The organism is Microbulbifer halophilus, assembly GCF_026183675.1.
GTDB classification, from domain to species: Bacteria; Pseudomonadota; Gammaproteobacteria; order Pseudomonadales; family Cellvibrionaceae; genus Microbulbifer; species Microbulbifer halophilus.
The window spans coordinates 1-18,672 of record NZ_JAPIVK010000011.1 but is presented as its reverse complement, the minus strand read 5'-3'; the positions used below and the strand labels follow the sequence as shown (position 1 = coordinate 18,672).

The window sequence follows — 18,672 nt, the reverse complement described above, 5'->3', positions numbered from 1 at the left end:
CTCCGGCGAACCGGAGGCCAATCCATAATGGAAGAAGAGAACGGCCATGCGCGACACGGCCGTACAACACAATCAGAGGCGCGCGCGAACGCCCAGGGTATAGCGGGGTTCATAGACGCTCTGCCACGCCTTCTGATTTTCCCACTGGAGGTAGTACTCCTCTGTCTCCCCCGTGAGATTGGAGCCGTTGACATAGACAGTGACGTCATCGGTCACGTCGTAGCTCAACGAGGCATCCACATAGCGGGTGGGCTCCTGCATCAGGGTCAGGCCCTCGGTGCCCCACACCTGGTTGAAAGCCACCACCCGTTCACTGCGGTAGTTGTAGGCAATGCGCGCCTGCAACCGCTCCCCCTGGTACCAGCCGACAAAGTTGGCCAGCCGCTCGGAGTTGTCGATAAACGGCAGATCCTCGCCATCGAGATCTTCATTGCCGGAATCGCTGGGAGACCAGGTGAAGTTGGCATCGACACCGAGATTACCCCAGTTACCCGGCAGGAAGTCGAACGCCTGCTTGGCCGCCACCTCGATACCGCTGAGCTCGCCGCCGTCGCCCTGCACATTCGTCTGTACATCGGTGGTGCGGCGCACCACGCCATCCTGGTCCGGCAGTTCCATGGCAATGGAGCCACTCTCGATAAAGCTTTCCACCTCCACCAGGAACAGGCCCACGCTCACCATGCCGGAATCGCCGTTGTACCACTCCATGGACAGGTCGAAGTTGTCCGCCCGCCACGGATCCAGTTCCGGGTTGCCGTTGGAGTTGGCTCCGATCACCTCAAAAATACCGGTTTCGGAACTGAGGGCGTAGGAGGGTGACAGGCCGCCGCCCCACTGCTCCAGGTTCAGTGGCGACATGGTCTTGGCATAGGCGGCGCGCAGCTTCAGGTCCTCGCGCAGATCGAAGGCCAGGTTCAGGCTCGGCAGCATATCGGTGTAGGAGCGCTCGGTTACCAGCGGGCCCTCGTCCACTTCCGGCGCGCCGTAATCGCGGGCCGATCCCACCACGCGCTGGGTTACTTCCAGATCCGTGCGCACCGCACGCAGGCCGATATTGCCGCTGACCGCCACGCCGATATCGGTGGCAAAGTTGGCCTGGAAATAGGCGGAGGTCTCCTCCAGGTTGACGGCGTAACTCTGGCCCGGCACCACACCGCGGCGATTGTCCGGGTAGAGGGAATTCTGGAAGGAAAGCACATCGTCCATCGCGGACGGGTCCAGCGCATAGACGCCGGGAATGCCGCTGACCCCGCCGAAGTCGGTCACCCACTGCACGTCGTCGCCGAAAGCCGACAGCGGAATCGGCCGGCCGGCGGTGTAGTAGTTGCCGTTGCCGTCGCCCGCGGAACAGGCGCTGCCATTCAGCACTACATCGGTCGCCTTCCAGCGCACCAGGCAACCCTCGTCGGCGATCGGCGCCAGCATATGGTACTGCTCGTTCTCCGCATTGCGGTCCGAATAGCGCAGGCCGGCATCCAGCGACTGGAAAAAGTTGTCGCCCGCCAACTCGTAGGTGCCGTCGAAACGGGTTACCGTCAGGTCCCCTTCGCGATCGTAGTTGTTTTCCGAAGACAGGGCGCCGATGGCGTAGCCGTCGAGATTGTCGACGAGACCCGGCACGCCGCTCCAGCGGGGCGCATTCCCCCGGTAGTCGATCACCAGGGACTGGAAGGGATCGGCATAGCCACCCGGGTTGCTGGCCCGGGGACCGCCCGGGTAGTGGGGCATATCGACGCCCCACTGGCTGCCATCGGCCATATCCACATCCACATAGCTGTTCAGCTTGCTCTGCTCCGCCTCGCCGTAAACCAGGCGCGCGCTGCCGGTAAAGGCGCCGCCGTTGTCGTAGTCCAGCTCGACGTTCACGTTGCTGGATCCGGATTCCGTGCCGCGCATTTCCGAATAGGATTTCAGGCGGCGGCCGTTGGCCTCGTAGACCTGCACTGTATTGATGGTATCGGTTCCCGGGGAGGAAACCTGCGGCGTGGCCCAATTCCACTGCTGCCACTTGTCGGAAATGGAAATACCGGCGCGGCGGTCGTATTCGTCCATATCGGTGTAGAAATAATCCATCACCAGGTCCAGGCCCGCCCCCAGGCCCACCTGTAGCGAACCGTTCAGACCGAAACGCTCGCGCTCGGTGAACTGGTTGTAGGCGGTATGTCCCTGGTAGGCGATATAGCTGTCGTCCGTGTCGCCGTCGCCATTGACGTCGCGACCCCAGTCGCCCGCTTCCGACGGCATGCCGGACCAGCCGGCATGGGAGCCTCCACCGGCAAGCCCCATGTAATAATTCGCCAGGTTCACATTCGACAGCGATGCCGACAGCAGCGCCCCCACCCGCTCGCCGCGCCAGGCCAGCAGGCCGGACAATGCGCTGTCGCTCTCCTGCGAATCGCGGCCGGTCTGACCCTCGAGGCTGAGCGACGTGGTGACTCCGCGATCGAAATTCATCGGCCGGTGGGTGCGCAGGTCGACCACGCCGGTGATACCGCCGGACAGATGGGAAGCAGTGGGCGATTTGTGCACATCGGCACCGGCAAACAGCGGCGCGGGAATGTCGTTGAAATTCGGCTGCACCGTGGTGACGGAACCGGCCCCCAGATAGGATTCCCCGTTCAGCGTGGTCAGCACCTGCGGCATACCCCGGACATTGATCGCGCTGCCCTCGCCCGCCGAGCGGCGAATCTGGATACCGGTGATACGCTGCAGCGAATCGGAAATGGTCGCGTCCGGCAGTTTGCCGATATCCTCGGCGACGATGGAATCGACGATCGAATCCGCATTGCGCTTGGTACTGATGGCGGTCTCCTGGGACAGGCGGATCCCCTGGACCACCACCTCCTCCATGGCGCCCGACTGCTGCTCCTGCGCTGCGGCGCCGGCGGTGCCCGCGAGGCTGCAGGCGGCGACACCCGTTGCGAGTGCCGTGCGGGCGAAGGCCCGCTTGAACGATCGATCGGACACAGGTTTCTCGGTCAACATTTTGACTCCCCTCTTTTATTATCTTGCTTTTGGCAGTGCACCAATTCCGGGCACTGGGGTAACGCATCATCGCGTGCGCATGGGGACTGCTACGGCGCACATTGTAACCGGTTACATTTCGAGTCGGACTTTACCGCCCATTCGCAGCTCCGGCGCCCAAGTCCCCGGCGGGGCACCCTGGCGCGGGGGAGAGCCCGAATTCGCTCTCCCTCCCTCAACTTCAACAAAACCAGACAAAATGTAACCGGTTCCATTTCGACTCTATTACAGGCACCGCATCAGTGCAATTGCAAAAACGCCGGGCACCAGGAATAACCATGAATTCCGCGCCAAAAGATGTAACCGGTTACACAATCTGTTTAAATGACTGTACCGGAATGGATGCGGTGACCGACGCAGGTATCGCCGCCAGCGACTGGAGAGGAAAGAAGATGACAATAAAACAGCTCTTGTCTTTCACCGCGGGCCTGCTGCTGGCCGGCAAGCTGCTGGCGGCGGCGCCGGCGGAGTTCGTACAGGTGGAAGACGGACACTTCACACTCGGGGGTGCGCCCTACCGTTTTGCCGGTGCCAACTACTGGCACGGCGGCTATCTGGCGGCCACCGATCCCGAGCGCCTGGAGCGCGAACTCGACCTGCTGCGGGAAAAGAAGATCACCAACCTGCGGGTGCTCGCCCTGTCGGAGAGCAGCGCCCAATCCCGCAGCGTCTCCCCGACCGTGATCCGCGCCCCCGGCCAGTTCGATGAAACGCTGCAAAAGGGACTCGACCGGCTACTGGTGGAACTCCGCGAGCGCGACATGAAGGCCGTGCTCTATCTCACCAATTTCTGGCAGTGGTCCGGCGGCATGACGCAGTACCTGGCTTGGCACAAGGACACCGAGATCATCGATCCGGACCTGAGCGGCGAATGGGATGCCTATATGGACAGCGCCGCGGATTTTTACCGCTGCCCTCCCTGCCAGCGCCAGTACCTCGACGCCACCCGCACCCTGACCGGGCGGAAAAACACCCTCAACGGCGTCCGCTACCGGGACGACCCCACCATCATGGCCTGGCAGCTCGCCAATGAACCCAGGCCCGGCGGCTCCAGTTTTCAGGCGGACAAAGCGCAGGACTATATCGACTGGGTCCAGGGCTCCGCCGGGGCGATCGAGAAGATGGCACCGCGGCAATTGGTCAGCAGCGGCAGCGAAGGCATCTTCGGCAGCCAGGAGCGCCGATCCGTTTATGTCGACGCCCATGACACCCCGGCCATCGATTACCTGACCGTGCACCTGTGGATCAAGAACTGGGGCTGGTTTGATATTCAAAATGCGGAGGAAACTTTTCCCGGCGCGCTGGAAAAATCCCGCGATTACCTGCAGCGGCATATCGAAATCGCCGGCGACCTGAAAAAACCGCTGGTGCTGGAAGAATTCGGTGTGGAGCGCGACGGCGGCAATTTCTCGCCCCGGAGCAGCACCGATTACCGGGACGCCTTCCTGCGGGAAATCTACGGCGTTATCGAGCGCAACAGTCGAGAGGGCGGCCCGCTGGTGGGCTCCAATATCTGGACCTTCGGCGGCTACGGTCGCAACGGCAACGACGATTACCGCTGGCGACCGGGCGACGATTTCCTCGGCGACCCGCCCCAGGAGGCGCAGGGCCTGAATTCCGTGTTCGATACGGATACGGAGACGCTGGGGATTATCCGGGCGCATGCGCAGGCATTGCGCGCCGATGATGCCGTGAGCGGAAAACAATAGAATTGCGTTTCGCCTGCAGGCCGAAACACCGGCGTAGGGTGCGCCGTGCGCACCGTTTCGTTGTCTGGCAATGGTGCCAACGGCCATTGGTGCGCACGGTGCACCCTACAATTCAATTGCGGCAATAGCTCTGTATATTGGACGGTGGCGACTCGCCGGATTCGTTGACGGCCACCAGCCGGTAGCGATAGCAGCCCTCTTCCGGCACCGACTCTTCCCGGTACAGGTTCATCTCCGCCGGGTTCCAGCCGTTGCGGCCATCGGTGAGTTTATCTTCCAGCAGCGCCCAGTTTTCGCCACCGTCCTGCGAACGGTACAGGCGATAACGCTGGCCGGTGGGCGCTCCCATCCAGTTGATCTCGCCGTTGTCCCCCACCGGGTGCAGCAGTGGCGCTTCGGGCCGCGGCCAGCGGGTGGCGAAGGTGCGGGCGCGTTTGTCGTTGGAAATCTGCGCCTGGGTCTCGCGGACAAGATCGATTACCGACTCCTCCCGATTCCCGCGGTTGGCCGGGAATCCGGGCAGGTGGTAGCTCATGTGCCCGTTGAATTCCTTGTGCCAGTAAAAGCCCCCGGCCTCCCGACGGCCGCGGAAGCCCCATACCAGCCCGCCGGCCACCGCCGGCTCCGCGGCCAGGGCCTCGGTTACCGCGCGAATATCGGCCACACTTTCCAGGCCATACTCGCCGATAAACAGCGGCTTGTTGAACTCCTCTGCCAGGGCCGCCTGGCGGCGCACCACGTCCGGCGACATATAGCTGCCGTAGAAATGGTTGGACTGGATATCCACATTCGGATCCAGCAGGCCGAGGAATTCACCGGTTTCCACGTTCGCCACGTCCGGCGAATGGCTGTCGTCCGCCTGCTGGTCGCCGTCGATCAGCAGCTGTTGTGGGGCCAGGCGCTTGAACAGCGCCGCGGTTTCGGCGAGAAATGCCCGGTTGGTGCCGCGCAGTTCGTTGCCGGTTTCCCAGGCCATGATGGCTTTTTCCTCGCGGTACTCGCGCCCGGTGCAGGTGTTTTTGCGGGTCAGCAACTGCTCGACGATACGACGGTAGGCGGCGTAGGTGTCGCTGTCGGTATCGTACAGCGGGCCGGGACCTTCGGAATCCCCTTCCGCCTCGCCAGCCATTTTCGCCAGTTCGCGCCTGCCGCCCCACCAGCTCCAGTGATCGATCACCGGCACGATCAATCGCAGGCCGTGTTGGTCCGCCAGGTACACCATGCGGTCGAACACCCGCATGGCGGTTTCGTTGAGTGCTATCTCGCCGGTGTCCGGGCTCTGCACTATGTGCGCCGGCATATTGGCGCGCACCGTTTGCGGCAGGGCGATATCGTCCACCGACAGGGTGTAGATACGGGTCGCCGTATGGCCGCTGTAGACCAGCGCCCTGATCCAGTTGTCCTGCTCGCGCGCAGTGGGCCAGCGGAAGTGATCCGCCTTGCCGATGATGCTGGCCGCGGAGGCCACGTCGTCTTCAATGCGGTGCAATTCGGTGGCGTGCAGGCCGATAAAACGCAGCGGCCGCTCGCCGTCCATGAGCCGATAGCCGTCGCGGGTGACGAAGTGCTCGAATCCCCCGAACGCCTGCGCGCGCTGTTCGCCGCCGGGTGTTTCCGGCACGCGGCAGTGCTGTGGCAGTTGGTCTGTCGCGGCGGAATCGCAGGCGCTCGCTGCCAGGCCGAGCGCGACGATGCCAATCCAGTGTTTCACGGCTGTTCACCTCCCGGGTATTGGGTATTTTTTATCGACATTTTTTCGATCCGGCGGCGGGCCTCCATCATTGCCCGGCCGTTGTGATAGGGGCCTTTCCAGAAACCGAGCTTGTAGCGCTGGTCGGTGCGGACCGCCGTTACCAGCGAGGCGTGATAGAGCCACTCGCCGTCCTCCCGGTCCACCTGGAAGGTCTTGATAAATTTCCACACGTCTTCGAAGGCGGTGCGGTAGCGGTCTTCGCCGCTCATCTGCCAGAGATTCAGGAAGCCCACCAGTGCCTCCGCCTGCACCCACCACTCGGCGTCGACGCAGCGCGAGCGGCTGGCAAAATCGAAGTGGTCCAGCAACTGGCCCATGCTGCCGACGCCCTCCCGCAGACAGGATTCACCCAACGCCAGTGCCAGCGGCCGATAGCGCCGATCCAGCCCACCGTCGCCGAGCGCTTCCAGCGCCTCCACCAGCAGCCAGCTCGCCTCGATATCGTGGCCGTAGGAGTAGCCCGGGGAAATATCCTGCCAGCGTTCGTCCAGGAACAGGCGCAGATGACCGCTGTGCGGATCGGCGATATGTTCGCAGAACCAGACAATACTGTTGCGCAGCGCCGCCCGCACTTCCCCGCCGGGATGGACGCGGTAGAGCGCGGTAAAGGCCTCCAGCAGGTGCAGGTGATTGTTCATGGTTTTCGGCGCGTTGAGATCCTTTTCGCTCAGGCGGTAATCGCTGACATTGCTCCAGTCACGCGCCACCGCTTCGAGATAGCCGCCGCGTTCGCGATCGACACAGTGCGTCTCGATCAGTCGGAAATACTGCATCGCCTTTTCCAGCGCGCGCTCGCTGCCGGTGAGGCGGTAGTAGCTGGAGAGCGCATAGATACAGAACGCCTGGGCGTAGGTCTGCTTTCTGCTCTCTTTTACGGCACCGCGGTAATCCAGCGACCAGAAAGCGCCGCCGTATTCCCGATCGTCGAAATGATCCAGCAGGTAGTCGCAGGCGCGATCCGCCAGTTCCCGGTATCCGCTATCAGCACACTCATGATGCTGCAGATACAGGCAGTGTTCGCTGAAAAACCACAGGATGCGGGCATTCAGCACAATGCCTTTGTCGGCCTTTGCGCGCGGAATATTCTGCACGCTGACTTCCCCGTAGAAACCGCCGCAGTCCCGGTCCGGGGCGTGGCTTTTCCACCATTCGGCAATCGACAGCAACTGGCGATCGAATTCCGGCAGCAGCCGTGTCGGGCAGGGCTTTTCTTCCACTGCCGTTGATTGAGTCAATTCCTTCTCCATTTCCATCACTCAGAGATCCCTGAGTACCGCGGCATTGCGCTCGATCAGCCCGATTCTCGCGTCCACGGAAGCCGCCGAGCGCAGTCCGTCTTCCGGCGTATGCATGCAGTAATCCACCAGTTGCCCGACGCTGCTGGTGGCCACATGCAGGCGGGTATCCGAGGAGGCGTAGTAGATGAACACCCTGCCCTCATCCTCGATCCAGCCATTGCAAAACACCACGTTGGAGACATCGCCCACACGCTCGTCGCCCTGGGGCGCAATCAGGTGGCCGGCGGGCCGGTGGATGACCTTCCAGGGGGCATTGAGGTCGGTCATGAACAGGTAGAGCACGTAGCGCAGGCCGGCGGCGGTATTGCGCACGCCGTGGGCCAGGTGCAGCCAGCCCTTATCGGTTTTGATCGGTGCCGGTCCCTGGCCGTTCTTGGTTTCGCGGATGGTGTGGTATTCCTTGCTGTCCACCAGAGTTTCATCGAGAACTTCGGCCCGCTCCATGGAATCGGTCAACCCCCAGCCGATACCACCGCCGCTGCCGACGCTGATAAAGCCGTCCTGTGGGCGCGTGTAGAGCGCGTATTTTCCGTCGACAAATTCCGGGTGCAGCACCACATTGCGCTGCTGGCCGCTGTGGGTGACGAGATCCGGCAGCCTTTCCCATCTTTGCAGGTCGCGGGTGCGGGCGATACCACACTGGGCGATGGCCGCGGAGGCGTCGTCGGGCCGGCTGCGATCCTTGCGCTCAGTGCAGAAGAGGCCGTAAACCCAGCCGTCCTGGTGCCGGGTCAGGCGCATATCGTAGACATTGATATCCGGGTCATCGGTCTCGGGCATTTCCACCGGCCTGCGCCAGAAGCGGAATCCATCCACGCCGCTGTCGCTCTCGGCAATGGCAAAGAAGGATTTCCTGTCCACCCCTTCCACGCGGACCGCCAGCAGGTATTTGTCGTCCAGCTCTATGGCGCCGGCATTGAAAGTGGCGTTGATGCCCTGGCGCTCCATCAGGTGAGGGTTGCTCGATTCGTGCAAGTCGTAGCGCCAGTCCACCGGCACATGATCGCGCGTGATTACCGGGTCCTGCCAGCGCCGGTAGATACCGTTACCACCGTCGCTGGGGCGATTTTCTTTGCCCAACAATTGTTCCTGTTGCGCGATCAGGTCGCGCACCCTGTCGAGATAAGTCGTCATAAACAGCCTGTCAAAGATTGTCGATTGCCATTCGTTCCCCGTATTAACCCGCAGTTGTCGAGCCGCGCTGGCCGGCAACATCGGGTTTTGTGCCTTCGTCGATATCGATTGCGGCATCCGGATCGCTGCGCAGCCGGCGGTACCAGTTTTTCCACAGGAAGCCGCTGGCCAGCGCGATCACAGCCAGCGCGATGGAGAATTCCATCCAGCGCTGTATCACCAGGAAGATGGGCGCCGCGGTCAGCGCGGTGTGCCAGACGATACCCACGGCGCAGTTGACCAGATCGCGAACACAGTCCGGATTGCGCTGGATTTCCGGGTGATCCCGTTTCAGGGATTCGTACACCGGCGCCCAGAATCCCCAGGGGCGCGTCTTCAGGTAGAAGGCCTTCAGGGTTTCCATATCGTCCGGCTCGGTCAGCAGCGAGCCGCCGATGCACGCGGCGATGCAGAGCGCAAACAGCGCCGGGAATGCGTAGAGCGCCGACACGTCGGTGAACATCAGCGGCACGGCCGCGACTATGCCAGCGAGCATGCCGTAGAAGTAGCCGAAGCCGTTCATCCGCCACCAGTACCACTTGAGGATATTGGCCGCGGTGTAGCCGCCGTAGAGTGCCCCCACGATCCACAGGATGATATCGCTCAGCGATGGCGCGAAGAGACCGATGCCGGTGCCCAGCAGCACGAACAGGATGGACACCAGGTAGCTCATGCGCACATAGGTTTTCTGGTCGGCATCGCGATTGAAATAGCGCTTGTAGATATCGTTGACCACATAGGCCGGGGCGGAGTTGGTGGTGGCGGCGAAGGAGGACATGAAGGTGGCCAGCAGACCGGCCATGACCAGCCCCAGCAATCCCTGCGGCACATAGTTGGCCAGCGCGAACGGCAGTATCTGCTCGAAATCGGCGCCGTCTCCCATCGCCCGCAGTTCATCGGTAAAGAACACCAGTGCCAGCACGGTGAGACCGGTGATCATCATATAGCGCGGGAACAGCAGCACCACGCTGACGAGGCCGCTCATCTTCGCCGCTTCCACCGGCGTGCGCGCGGAGAGAATGCGCTGCATATCGTAGTTGGGCGCCGGGCCGGCCAGGCTCTGCAGTACACCTTTCAGCAGCACCAGCATGAAGAAAACGGAAAACAGGGACCAGCCATCCTCGACGATGCGCCGGTTGGCACTTTCGAGAATACCGCTCCAGTCCAGGTCGAGCGTATGGCCGACGCCCATGCTGAACCAGCCTTCCGGCACCGCGGCCGCCAGCATGTCCGGCGATACCTGGAACATCGCGATCAGGCCGATGGCGATGCAGGCGATCGTCATCACCACAAACTGCATCACCTCGGTGAGCACCACACCGAACATGCCGCCCTTCACCACGTAGACGGCGGTAATGGCGGTGAAGATCAGCCCGTAACAGATTTCGTTGGTATGCGTGTCCGCGGAGAGCTGCCAGGGCATGAAGGCGGCGGCGAACTTGCCGATACCCACGAAACCGTAGGCGAGATACCCCAGCACCAGCAGCAGCGCGAAGGCGACGATGACCAGGTGCGAGAGCTCCGCCCCGCGCCCCTCGCCGAAGCGGAAGCGGATCCAGGCCGCGCCGGTCATGACGCCCGAGCGGCGCAGCCACAGGGACAGGAATATCATCAGGAAAACCTGGTTGAAGGCGGGCCACAGCCAGGGGATATAGACGCTTTTCAGGCCGTAGATAAACAGCAGGTAGACCATCCACATAGTGCCGGAAATATCGAACTGGCCAGAGGCGTTGGAAAGGCCCAGGTAGTACCAGGGCAGCCGGTTGCCGCCGAGGAAATAGCTCTGGATATTCTCGGACGCCTTGCGAGAGACCCAGAAGCCGATAAACAGCGAGGCGAGCAGGTAGAGACCAATGACCAGCAGATCCACGGGTGCGAGACTCATCGCGCTTCTCTCTTATTATCTCTGGCACCGCTGAAACGGGTGCTTTTTTTACTCAAGCTTCGGGGGTCTGTTCAGGGAGCTGGAGCGGGGTGCGCCTTTCTGGGACACGGCTAGGCGCCCCCGCCGTATATACGTCCCTGTAGGCTTGTCTGCGAGGTGTCCCGGCCGCTCCAGGTATTCACGGCGCCTTCGGCCCCTCTCGCAGACAGTCCCAGAAAGGCGCACCCCCGCTCCAGCTTGTGCCACCCGCAGGCACCGCAGACTCCGAAACTTCAATTTTTATTCGGGTTTGCGGGATCTCGTGCCTGGCGCCGCCTACCGCCCTACTTCCACGGCTGAGCCTCCGGATCCCGGCGATCATCGGGGACTAATGTAACCGGTTACAAACGAATTGGCTAGCGGTTTCCCCCAAATTCCGGTAACTTTCTCCGGCTCCATGGCCGCTTCCGCCGGCCAGTCCAGGCATTCCAGTCAGCGGTGATCGAGCAGCATGTCGAATATCAGGGAAGTCTCCCGAGCAGCCGGAGTCTCTATTGCCACCGTTTCCCGGGCCATCAGTTCCCCGGACAAGGTGTCGGAAACGGCGCTGAAGAAGGTCTACGCGGCGATCGAGAAGGTCGGCTACCGGCCCAACATGATGGCGCGCAATTTCCGCGCCGTGCGCGCCTATTCCATCGTCGTGCTGGTTCCCAACCTCTCCAACCTGTTCTTCGCCACGGTGATCCGCGGCATCGAGGACGCCGCACAGCAGAAGGGGTACGCCGTGCTGCTGGGCGATACCCGCGACTCCCACGACCGCGAGCAGGAGTACACGCGCCTGGTGGAAACCCGCCAGGCGGACGGTATTCTGCAATTGCGCCCGCACACGCCGGGCAAGTCGCTGGAACCCGACAGCGGCATGCCGATGGTTTCCGCCTGCGGCTGCGAGAACACGCCCTACCCCTCGGTGCGCATCGACAACACCGGCGCCGCGCGGGAGATCGTTGACTACCTGATCACCCAGGGGCACCGCCGCATCGGCGTGCTCGCCGGCCTGCCGGACAACCCCCACTCCAACGACCGCCTGCAGGGCTACCGCCAGAGCCTGGAGAATGCCGGGGTCCCCTTCGATCCGGATCTGCTGGTGAACGGCGACTTCACCATGGGCTCCGGCCAGATGGCCGCCAGCCACTTCGCGCGCATGAAGGACCGGCCCACGGCTGTTTTCTCCATGAACGACGAGATGGCCATCGGCTGTATCCAGGGGCTCAAGTCCGCCGGTATCCGCGTGCCGGAGGAGATGTCCATCACCGGCTTCGACGATATCGAGTTCGCCCGCTACAGCGACCCGCCACTGACCACCATCGCCCAGCCGGCGGAGGAACTGGGCCGCGCGAGCTTCAACACCCTGCTGGAACTGATCGAGGGCAAGGAACTGCAGCAGACGGAAACCGTACTGCCCTACGAGTTTGTGGTGCGCAAGAGCACCCCGGCCCTGCGGCGCTGAGGGGGCACACCCGGCCGCGAATCGGCGCTCCACAACCCGTCCCCACGAAAGCGAAGCCACAGGCGCCCCCGATCCCCGATTTTTGCGCCGGAACTTGTAACCGGTTACAGAAAGCCACACAATCATCGTCTCGACGATCAGTGAACAGAGCCAATCAAATCTTGTAACCAGTTACAGCTATGTCGACACCCGCCAGGCGCAAGCCCATATCCAACGCTATTTTCCACTGGTCCGAACGCCTGGAAGAGTGGATGGCCGGCTCGGCGCTGCCGCTGTGGCTGCACCGCGGCTTCGATCCGGAGACCGGCGGCGCCCACGAGCAGTTGGACGGGCGGGGCCGCGCGGACCGGGACTGCGCCAGGCGCGTGCGGGTCCAGGCGCGGCAGATGTTCGTGCTTGCCAACGCCAGCCTGCGCGGCTGGATCGCCGACGGTGAGTGGCGCGTCGCCCGCGTCGAGCAGTTCGTCGCCCGCTACGCCAGCCACCCGAGCGCGCCGGAAGGCTATGTACACACCCTGGACAACCGCAACCGGGTCGCGGACACGCGCCGGGATGTCTACGATATCGCCTTCTTCCTGCTCGCCTGTGCCTGGCGTTTTCGCGCCTTCGGCCAGACCGCGGCCCTGCGCGAGGCGGAGGCGCTCACCCGCTACCTGGACACCCACATCAAGGGCCCCTGGGGCGGCTGGCTGGAGGGGGACTACGACGCGCCCGTCCGCCGGCAGAACCCCCACATGCATCTTTTCGAGGCCTTTATCGCGCTCTACGACGCCACCCGCAACGGCCGCTGGCTGGCGAGAGCCGGCGAGATTTTCACCCTGTTTGAAAGCCGCTTCTACGACAGCCGCAACGGGGTATTGCTGGAGTACTTTCACCGCGACTGGACGCCCCTGTCCGAAGACGAGGGCCAGGAAGTGGAACCGGGCCACATGCTGGAATGGGTCTGGCTGCTGTACCAGTACAGCCGCCGCAGCGGCGCCCCCGTGGCCCGCTATACCCGCACCCTGTACGACAACGCCCTCGACACGGGGCAGGAAAAAGACACCGGCCTGCTGTTCGACGCGGTGACCGTTGCCGGGCAACCCCTGAGACGCAGCAAGCGCTGCTGGCCGCTGACGGAACTGGTCAAGGCCAGCCTGTGCCGCGCCGCCAGCGGCGACCCGGACGCGGAATCCCGCGCGGCCCGGGCCATCGAAGCGCTGTTCGAATACTATTTTTCCGCCGAGATACCGGGCCTGTATATCGACCGGCTGGACGCCGACAACACCGTGATCGGCGGCATGGCGCCGGCGAGTACGCTCTACCACCTGCTGCTGGCCACCGCGGAAGTGGCGGATTACACCGCCTCGTTGAAGACCGGTGTGGAAGCGGTCTCCGGCTGAAAGCCCGCGGCCTTCAGGGCCGCTGATCGGCCCCCTGTTTCAACCTGAGATGCTGCAACAACATGATGGTCTTGCCATCGCGGATTTCGCCGCTGGCGACCATCGCCAGCGCCCGCTCCAGGGGAATCTCCAGCACCTCGATATACTCCTGCTCGGAGGCCAGCCCACCGCCCGGCCCTACCTTCATATCGCTGCGGTATTCGGCCAGGTAGAAATGCAGCTTCTCGGTCACCGAGCCGGGGGACATATAGGCCTCGAATACCTTGTCGACCCGCTCCAGCCGGTATCCGGTCTCCTCCTCGACCTCGCGCAGGGCGCAGTCGAGGGGATCCCGATCCTCCAGCGCACCGGCGCAGGCCTCGATCGACATGCCGCTCGGGTTGCCGTTCAGGAAGGTGGGCAGGCGGAATTGGCGGGTCAGGATCACGGACAGGGTATCGGCGTTGTACAACAACACCACCACGCCATCGCCGCGATCGTAAACATCGCGGACATGGGTTTCCCAACGGCCGTTCGCGCGCGGATACTCGAAGGAGTATTTTTCCAGGCGGGACCAGCTCCGGCAGATCAACTCACTGTTCAGGTTGCGGATACTTTCTTTCGACATGGATTCCTCATTCGGCACAGGCAAATACACCGGTATGGCAATCGCCACCGGCAAAAGCCGCGATGAAGAGTCTGCAGCAGCCGCCGCGGCGGCACAACAGGGGAATCAATCCGGAGAGGCGGGAAGGGGCGCAACTGCGCCGGGCACGCGGTGTATCGACACCGCAGCCCGGCCAGCCGCACCCGCAAAGGAGAGCTCAGCGATCGGCCATCAGCCGCCCTTTACGCCCTTCTCGATACGGTCGCCGATATCCCTGTCGATATTGCGCCAGTATTCGAAAGCGCGTTTCAGCACCTCGTCGGAGACGCCGTCCTTCAGGTGGCCGACCACATTGGACACCAGCCGCTCCCGCGCCGCATCGTCCATCACCTCTCGCACCAGGGTTCCGGCCTGGACGAAGTCGTCATCCTCCTTGTGCGGCGTATAGGCGGCGTGCATGAACTCGCCGCTGGCCTCCCACTTCTCGGTGTAGGTGTAATCGGCCTCGGGACCGCCCTTGGAGTTGGGCGCGTAGACCGGGTCGGAGACATTCTCCACCCGCATGGCGCCGTCCTTGCTGTAACCGTGAACCGGACACTTGGGCCGGTTCACCGGGATCTGCTTGTAGTTCACGCCCATCCGCGCCCGGTGCGCATCCGCGTAGGAGAAGACCCGCGCCTGCAGCATCTTGTCCGGGCTGAAGCCGATGCCGGGCACCACATTGTTGGGTTCGAACGCCGCCTGCTCGATTTCGGTGTGGAAATCGGTGGGATTGCGATCCAGCGTCAGCCGCCCCACCTCCTGCAACGGATAGTCGCCGTGGGGCCAGACCTTGGTCAGGTCGAAGGGATTGAAGCGGTAGTCCTTCGCCTCCTCGAACGGCATTACCTGCACATACAGGGTCCAGCTCGGGTAGTCGCCCCGGGCGATGGCCTCGAACAGGTCGCGGCGATGCGCGTCCCCATCCTCGCCCGCCAGGCGGTCCGCCTCTTCCTGCGTCAGGCACTCGATCCCCTGGTCGGTCTTGAAGTGATACTTGATCCAGAAGCGCTCGCCGTCCCTGTTCACCCACATATAAGTGTGGCTGGAATAGCCATTCATATGGCGGTAGGTTTTCGGAACGCCCCGATCCCCCATCAACCAGGTGACCTGATGTGCCGTCTCCGGCGACAGGCTCCAGAAATCCCACTGCATATCGTGATCCCGCAGCCCCGAATCCGCGCGGCGTTTCTGCGAGCGGATAAAATGCTGGAACTTCATCGGATCGCGGATAAAGAACACCGGCGTATTGTTCCCCACCATGTCGTAATTGCCTTCGCTGGTGTAGAACTTCAGCGCAAAACCGCGCGGATCGCGCCAGGTATCCGGGCTGCCCCGCTCGCCGGCCACGGTGGAAAATCGGATCAGGGTTTCGGTCTTCGTGCCCGGCTGGAACGCCGCCGCCTTGGTATAGGCACTGACATCCTTCGTGACCTCGAAGTGGCCGAAGGCGCCGGAGCCCTTGGCGTGCGGCTGGCGCTCCGGAATCCGCTCGCGGTTGAAATTCGCCATCTGCTCGATCAGGTAGTGATCCTGCAGAAGGATGGGGCCGTCCGGCCCCACGGTGAGGGAGTATTCGTCACTGGCAACCGGGATACCGGCATCGTTGGTCGTGCGGTTCTCGTCGTCTTTTTTCACTGCGCTGGATCCTCTGCTTTGTCGCTTGATACATCCGCATCAAGAGGGAATGAGACAGAGGTAACGATAGTGCAGGATTGTCAGCATTGAAGAGAGACAGGAGCAAGCCTGCGCGCAATTCTTCCCGATGCAGGATTCAGCGCTAGGCTCCGAGTGCCTCCCGCACCTTTCGGGACAATGCGGAAGCCGCCTTGTGGTAGGACCAGCGGATCAACTCCTTCAAATGGTCTTCGGGAAGCGTATCGACCCGGACGATGGTGACCCAGTGAAACCGGTGCACATACCGGGCCGGCTTGATGCCGGCCTGGTCCGTCAGCCCGATATAGAGATCCGGCTCAACACGAATACTGAAGCGCCATTTCTCAGGATCGCTTGTCTTGAAATAGGCAAACTTCCTGTCACCGACCTTGTAAGAGAGGATATTGGCAGGATGCCCCTGTAGCTCCTCCCTGGCTCCGGGGAAGGAACTGCAATATTTTTTGACTTGATCTACGTCCATTGTGACAACCAGCATCCTTTCTGACGTTATTACTTATCTGTGGAGCTTTCAGAATAGATTCTCGAGACATCCCCACACCGATTACACTTGATTCCCCTTTTGACGGGAAACAGGGGATAACCACATCCCAGAAATACCAAAAAGGCCCAGCGGCGACCTATCTGGTAAAACGACGTATCGGTACTGCCACAGCCCGGGCAAACCTCCGAATCGACCTCCACTTCCTCCAGCAGATCCGGCTCCCTATTCTCCTGCAGAATTCCCAGGGCTGCTTCTGCATACACTCCGGGAAGCTGTGCTGTGAAACGGTGACAAGCATCGTCGCAATCAGCCATGGATAAGTTTGTGCGCTTTTTGCGCGACAATGGAGCATAACGACGACTTAAAAGTGAATAAAATTGGCCGTCGATTACATGCTAGTTGTAAATTAACGGATATTGAATCTCATCTTCGTAACAACTTTAACAGGCATTCTATTTTTATTCTTTTCCGCAGGGGAAAATTTTTTGTTTGAAAGCGAGATTAACGCCAAACCATCAAATACTTTTTCTGGTTCTGACTCAACAACTTCCGCATTAAAAATATTACCATTAGAGTCAATAATATATTTAACCTTTACATACCCTTTAACTCCCTGCGGAGGCATATACCTTTCTGGAGGATATGATATGTTTCTTCTTATTTCCGGAATCCAGTAATCATCCAATTCTTCAGGATCAATAATTTTTATATCTGTATTTAAAACAGCAACTGGTGCTGGTGAAGATGAGCAGCCAAACATCGTACTGATAAATAGTACAAAAATAGAAATTCTTAATAAATTTTTCAAAATAGTTCCTCACGAATTTATAACGCCCGCAGCTTCGGACGGCTTGTAGCGACGAAGGAGCGGAAAGGCGTTTGATCCTCCCCCGAAAAAATGGACACCTGAGTTTTTAAGCTACGCACTGTTCATATTCTATGGGCGACATGTACTTTAATCCAGAGTGCAGTCGTCTGATGTTATAAAAATGATTGATGTATGCCGACAATGATCCTCTCAAATCAGCTCCACGCTCGAAGCAGTTGCCACGTATCAGCTCGGTTTTCAGGCTATGGAAGAATGACTCCATATACGCATTGTCGGTGCACCGGCAGCTTGCATTTTTAGCTCAGCCAGCATTTGATTCCGCCAATTGGCAGTAGCTGTGTGAAATGCAACAACAAAACCTGTAACTGTCACACTGGCCGTAAACAGTGCAACCTTGTACTCGGCGTCAAGTTGGGCAAACCAGTCAAATAACCCTTCAACACTAAAAGGCGTGATTTGTGAACAGCACTGAAAATATTGGTACAAAAGAATTGAAAGAATTAAGGCGCCAAAAGCCGTTCCAAGTAAAAAACGCAGTAAGTAAATGACCAGCGAGAATATATAGAAGCCAGGTACTGAAATGGCAGGCGGTATTCGTTTGAAGAAACTTACGATCATTGGCAGTTCACGTCGATGCTAACGAGGCTGTAGAAAAACTCCGGCCTCTTCTTGCTGTTCATATTTTACCCAAAATCGCGATTCTACGTGAATTCTGGACCAGTTCTGCATTGCGAAAAGCATTTCAGGGCACTCTCCGCACGGAAAATTTACCTGCTTCAGGATTACTCGAGTTTTTCTACAGCCTGAACGAGGCTGTAGAAAAACTATTTCTCGAAAACAGCTCTTCCAGATACATTCTCGATTGATCATTGTTGATCGATTTAAACACAATCCTTTTACATAGTCATCCAGTCAGCGCGGCAAACTGGCTCACGATGCCGATTGCCTGTCAGCTCATTGAATCGCTCCATAATTCATCAATTTCTCAATATTGTGTATCAGGCAGAACATCCGCCATTGTCCCTGGACTTTATCTCGGCCGCGTAACGAGAACCGATTCAGACCTTTATTGGTTCCCGTATTACCGAACACTGGTTCCACCACGGACATACGATGGCCGTAGATCGATTTCCCTTCCTGGCTGTCGACACGCCGCTTCATCCAGCCTGTGGCGGTGTGGCCATTAGTAGCTGTAATCGATACCTGGCGACCGTGCCCCTCCCTTGTGTCGGCGGCACTTGGATTACTCATGCACTGGTCTTTCAGGTGACAGCTGCGACAATCGGTCAGATTGCCTTCAAAAACCAGTGTTCTTTTACCTTTGGCTTTGCGGGATTCTCCCCTGAACCA

15 protein-coding genes and 1 pseudogene are annotated in these 18,672 nt (G+C 60.5%); 4 read left to right on the top strand and 12 right to left on the bottom strand.

Annotation, left to right across the window (positions count from 1 at the left end):
- Window positions 1-72: 72 nt before the first annotated feature.
- Window positions 73-2,985 carry a TonB-dependent receptor gene (locus OQE62_RS07535; RefSeq protein ID WP_265721401.1) on the bottom strand — a complete coding sequence of 971 codons (2,913 nt, stop codon included), beginning with the start codon at window positions 2,983-2,985 and terminating at the stop codon, window positions 73-75.
- Between the two features lie 431 nt (window positions 2,986-3,416).
- Between OQE62_RS07535 and OQE62_RS07530 the strand changes: the two genes are divergently transcribed.
- Complete coding sequence (locus OQE62_RS07530) at window positions 3,417-4,733, top strand: glycoside hydrolase 5 family protein (RefSeq protein ID WP_265721400.1); 1,317 nt, start codon at window positions 3,417-3,419, stop codon at window positions 4,731-4,733.
- A 112-nt stretch (window positions 4,734-4,845) separates the two neighbouring features.
- On the opposite strand, the gene OQE62_RS07525 is transcribed toward OQE62_RS07530, so the two are convergent.
- Genes OQE62_RS07525 through OQE62_RS07510 form a run of 4 tightly spaced genes read right to left on the bottom strand, consistent with a single transcriptional unit; the run spans window position 4,846 to window position 10,842 of the window.
- Complete coding sequence (locus OQE62_RS07525; RefSeq protein ID WP_265721399.1) at window positions 4,846-6,444, bottom strand: glycoside hydrolase 5 family protein; 1,599 nt, start codon at window positions 6,442-6,444, stop codon at window positions 4,846-4,848.
- Window positions 6,441-7,721, bottom strand: a complete 1,281-nt coding sequence (locus tag OQE62_RS07520; protein ID WP_265721398.1) for an AGE family epimerase/isomerase — start codon at window positions 7,719-7,721, stop codon at window positions 6,441-6,443. The genes OQE62_RS07525 and OQE62_RS07520 overlap by 4 nt, the downstream gene beginning before the upstream one ends.
- Window positions 7,722-7,742: 21 nt before the next feature.
- The gene (locus OQE62_RS07515; protein ID WP_265721397.1) at window positions 7,743-8,918 is read right to left on the bottom strand and encodes a glycoside hydrolase family 130 protein; all 1,176 of its coding nucleotides are present in this window, start codon (window positions 8,916-8,918) and stop codon (window positions 7,743-7,745) included.
- A 43-nt stretch (window positions 8,919-8,961) separates the two neighbouring features.
- Window positions 8,962-10,842 (bottom strand): sodium:solute symporter family protein, encoded by a 1,881-nt coding sequence (locus OQE62_RS07510; protein WP_265721396.1) that lies wholly within the window; start codon window positions 10,840-10,842, stop codon window positions 8,962-8,964.
- 490 nt (window positions 10,843-11,332) lie between these two features.
- On the opposite strand from OQE62_RS07510, the gene OQE62_RS07505 reads away from it, so the two are divergent.
- Together OQE62_RS07505 and OQE62_RS07500 are read left to right on the top strand one after the other, a co-directional pair.
- On the top strand, window positions 11,333-12,328 hold the full coding sequence (locus tag OQE62_RS07505) for a LacI family DNA-binding transcriptional regulator (RefSeq protein WP_265721395.1): 996 nt from the start codon (window positions 11,333-11,335) through the stop codon (window positions 12,326-12,328).
- A gap of 179 nt (window positions 12,329-12,507) precedes the next feature.
- Complete coding sequence (locus OQE62_RS07500) at window positions 12,508-13,710, top strand: AGE family epimerase/isomerase (RefSeq protein ID WP_265721394.1); 1,203 nt, start codon at window positions 12,508-12,510, stop codon at window positions 13,708-13,710.
- 13 nt (window positions 13,711-13,723) lie between these two features.
- Here the strand turns inward: OQE62_RS07500 and OQE62_RS07495 are convergent, their stop codons facing one another.
- From OQE62_RS07495 to OQE62_RS07470, 6 genes and pseudogenes are all read right to left on the bottom strand, one after another.
- The gene (locus OQE62_RS07495) at window positions 13,724-14,317 is read right to left on the bottom strand and encodes an NUDIX domain-containing protein (protein ID WP_265721393.1); all 594 of its coding nucleotides are present in this window, start codon (window positions 14,315-14,317) and stop codon (window positions 13,724-13,726) included.
- A 210-nt stretch (window positions 14,318-14,527) separates the two neighbouring features.
- Window positions 14,528-15,973, bottom strand: a complete 1,446-nt coding sequence (locus OQE62_RS07490; RefSeq protein ID WP_265721392.1) for a catalase — start codon at window positions 15,971-15,973, stop codon at window positions 14,528-14,530.
- Window positions 15,974-16,115: 142 nt separating this feature from the next.
- Entirely contained in the window at window positions 16,116-16,472 is a 357-nt protein-coding gene (locus OQE62_RS07485; RefSeq protein WP_265721391.1) for an MmcQ/YjbR family DNA-binding protein, read from the bottom strand.
- 427 nt (window positions 16,473-16,899) lie between these two features.
- Window positions 16,900-17,301 carry a TonB family protein gene (locus OQE62_RS07480; RefSeq protein ID WP_265721390.1) on the bottom strand — a complete coding sequence of 134 codons (402 nt, stop codon included), beginning with the start codon at window positions 17,299-17,301 and terminating at the stop codon, window positions 16,900-16,902.
- Between the two features lie 106 nt (window positions 17,302-17,407).
- A pseudogene (locus OQE62_RS07475) lies at window positions 17,408-17,605 on the bottom strand (IS3 family transposase); the annotation flags it as partial.
- Complete coding sequence (locus OQE62_RS07470) at window positions 17,560-17,940, bottom strand: hypothetical protein (protein ID WP_265721389.1); 381 nt, start codon at window positions 17,938-17,940, stop codon at window positions 17,560-17,562. The gene OQE62_RS07470 and the pseudogene OQE62_RS07475, both read right to left, overlap by 46 nt.
- Here OQE62_RS07470 and OQE62_RS07465 point away from each other — a divergent pair.
- Complete coding sequence (locus OQE62_RS07465) at window positions 17,940-18,188, top strand: hypothetical protein (protein WP_265721388.1); 249 nt, start codon at window positions 17,940-17,942, stop codon at window positions 18,186-18,188. The genes OQE62_RS07470 and OQE62_RS07465 overlap by 1 nt on opposite strands.
- A gap of 88 nt (window positions 18,189-18,276) precedes the next feature.
- On the opposite strand, the gene OQE62_RS07460 is transcribed toward OQE62_RS07465, so the two are convergent.
- A partial coding sequence (locus OQE62_RS07460; protein WP_265721387.1) for a transposase occupies window positions 18,277-18,672 on the bottom strand: 396 nt, incomplete at its 5' end.

What these genes read in the sequence shown, in the direction of transcription:
- OQE62_RS07495 (WP_265721393.1), bottom strand. Translation starts at nt 14,317, where the DNA reads ATGTCGAAAGAAAGTATCCGCAACCTGAACAGTGAGTTGATCTGCCGG.
- OQE62_RS07515 (WP_265721397.1), bottom strand. Translation starts at nt 8,918, where the DNA reads ATGACGACTTATCTCGACAGGGTGCGCGACCTGATCGCGCAACAGGAA.
- OQE62_RS07510 (WP_265721396.1), bottom strand. Translation starts at nt 10,842, where the DNA reads ATGAGTCTCGCACCCGTGGATCTGCTGGTCATTGGTCTCTACCTGCTC.
- OQE62_RS07505 (WP_265721395.1), top strand. Translation starts at nt 11,333, where the DNA reads ATGTCGAATATCAGGGAAGTCTCCCGAGCAGCCGGAGTCTCTATTGCC.
- OQE62_RS07500 (WP_265721394.1), top strand. Translation starts at nt 12,508, where the DNA reads ATGTCGACACCCGCCAGGCGCAAGCCCATATCCAACGCTATTTTCCAC.
- OQE62_RS07470 (WP_265721389.1), bottom strand. Translation starts at nt 17,940, where the DNA reads ATGATCGTAAGTTTCTTCAAACGAATACCGCCTGCCATTTCAGTACCT.
- OQE62_RS07530 (WP_265721400.1), top strand. Translation starts at nt 3,417, where the DNA reads ATGACAATAAAACAGCTCTTGTCTTTCACCGCGGGCCTGCTGCTGGCC.
- OQE62_RS07485 (WP_265721391.1), bottom strand. Translation starts at nt 16,472, where the DNA reads ATGGACGTAGATCAAGTCAAAAAATATTGCAGTTCCTTCCCCGGAGCC.
- OQE62_RS07535 (WP_265721401.1), bottom strand. Translation starts at nt 2,985, where the DNA reads ATGTTGACCGAGAAACCTGTGTCCGATCGATCGTTCAAGCGGGCCTTC.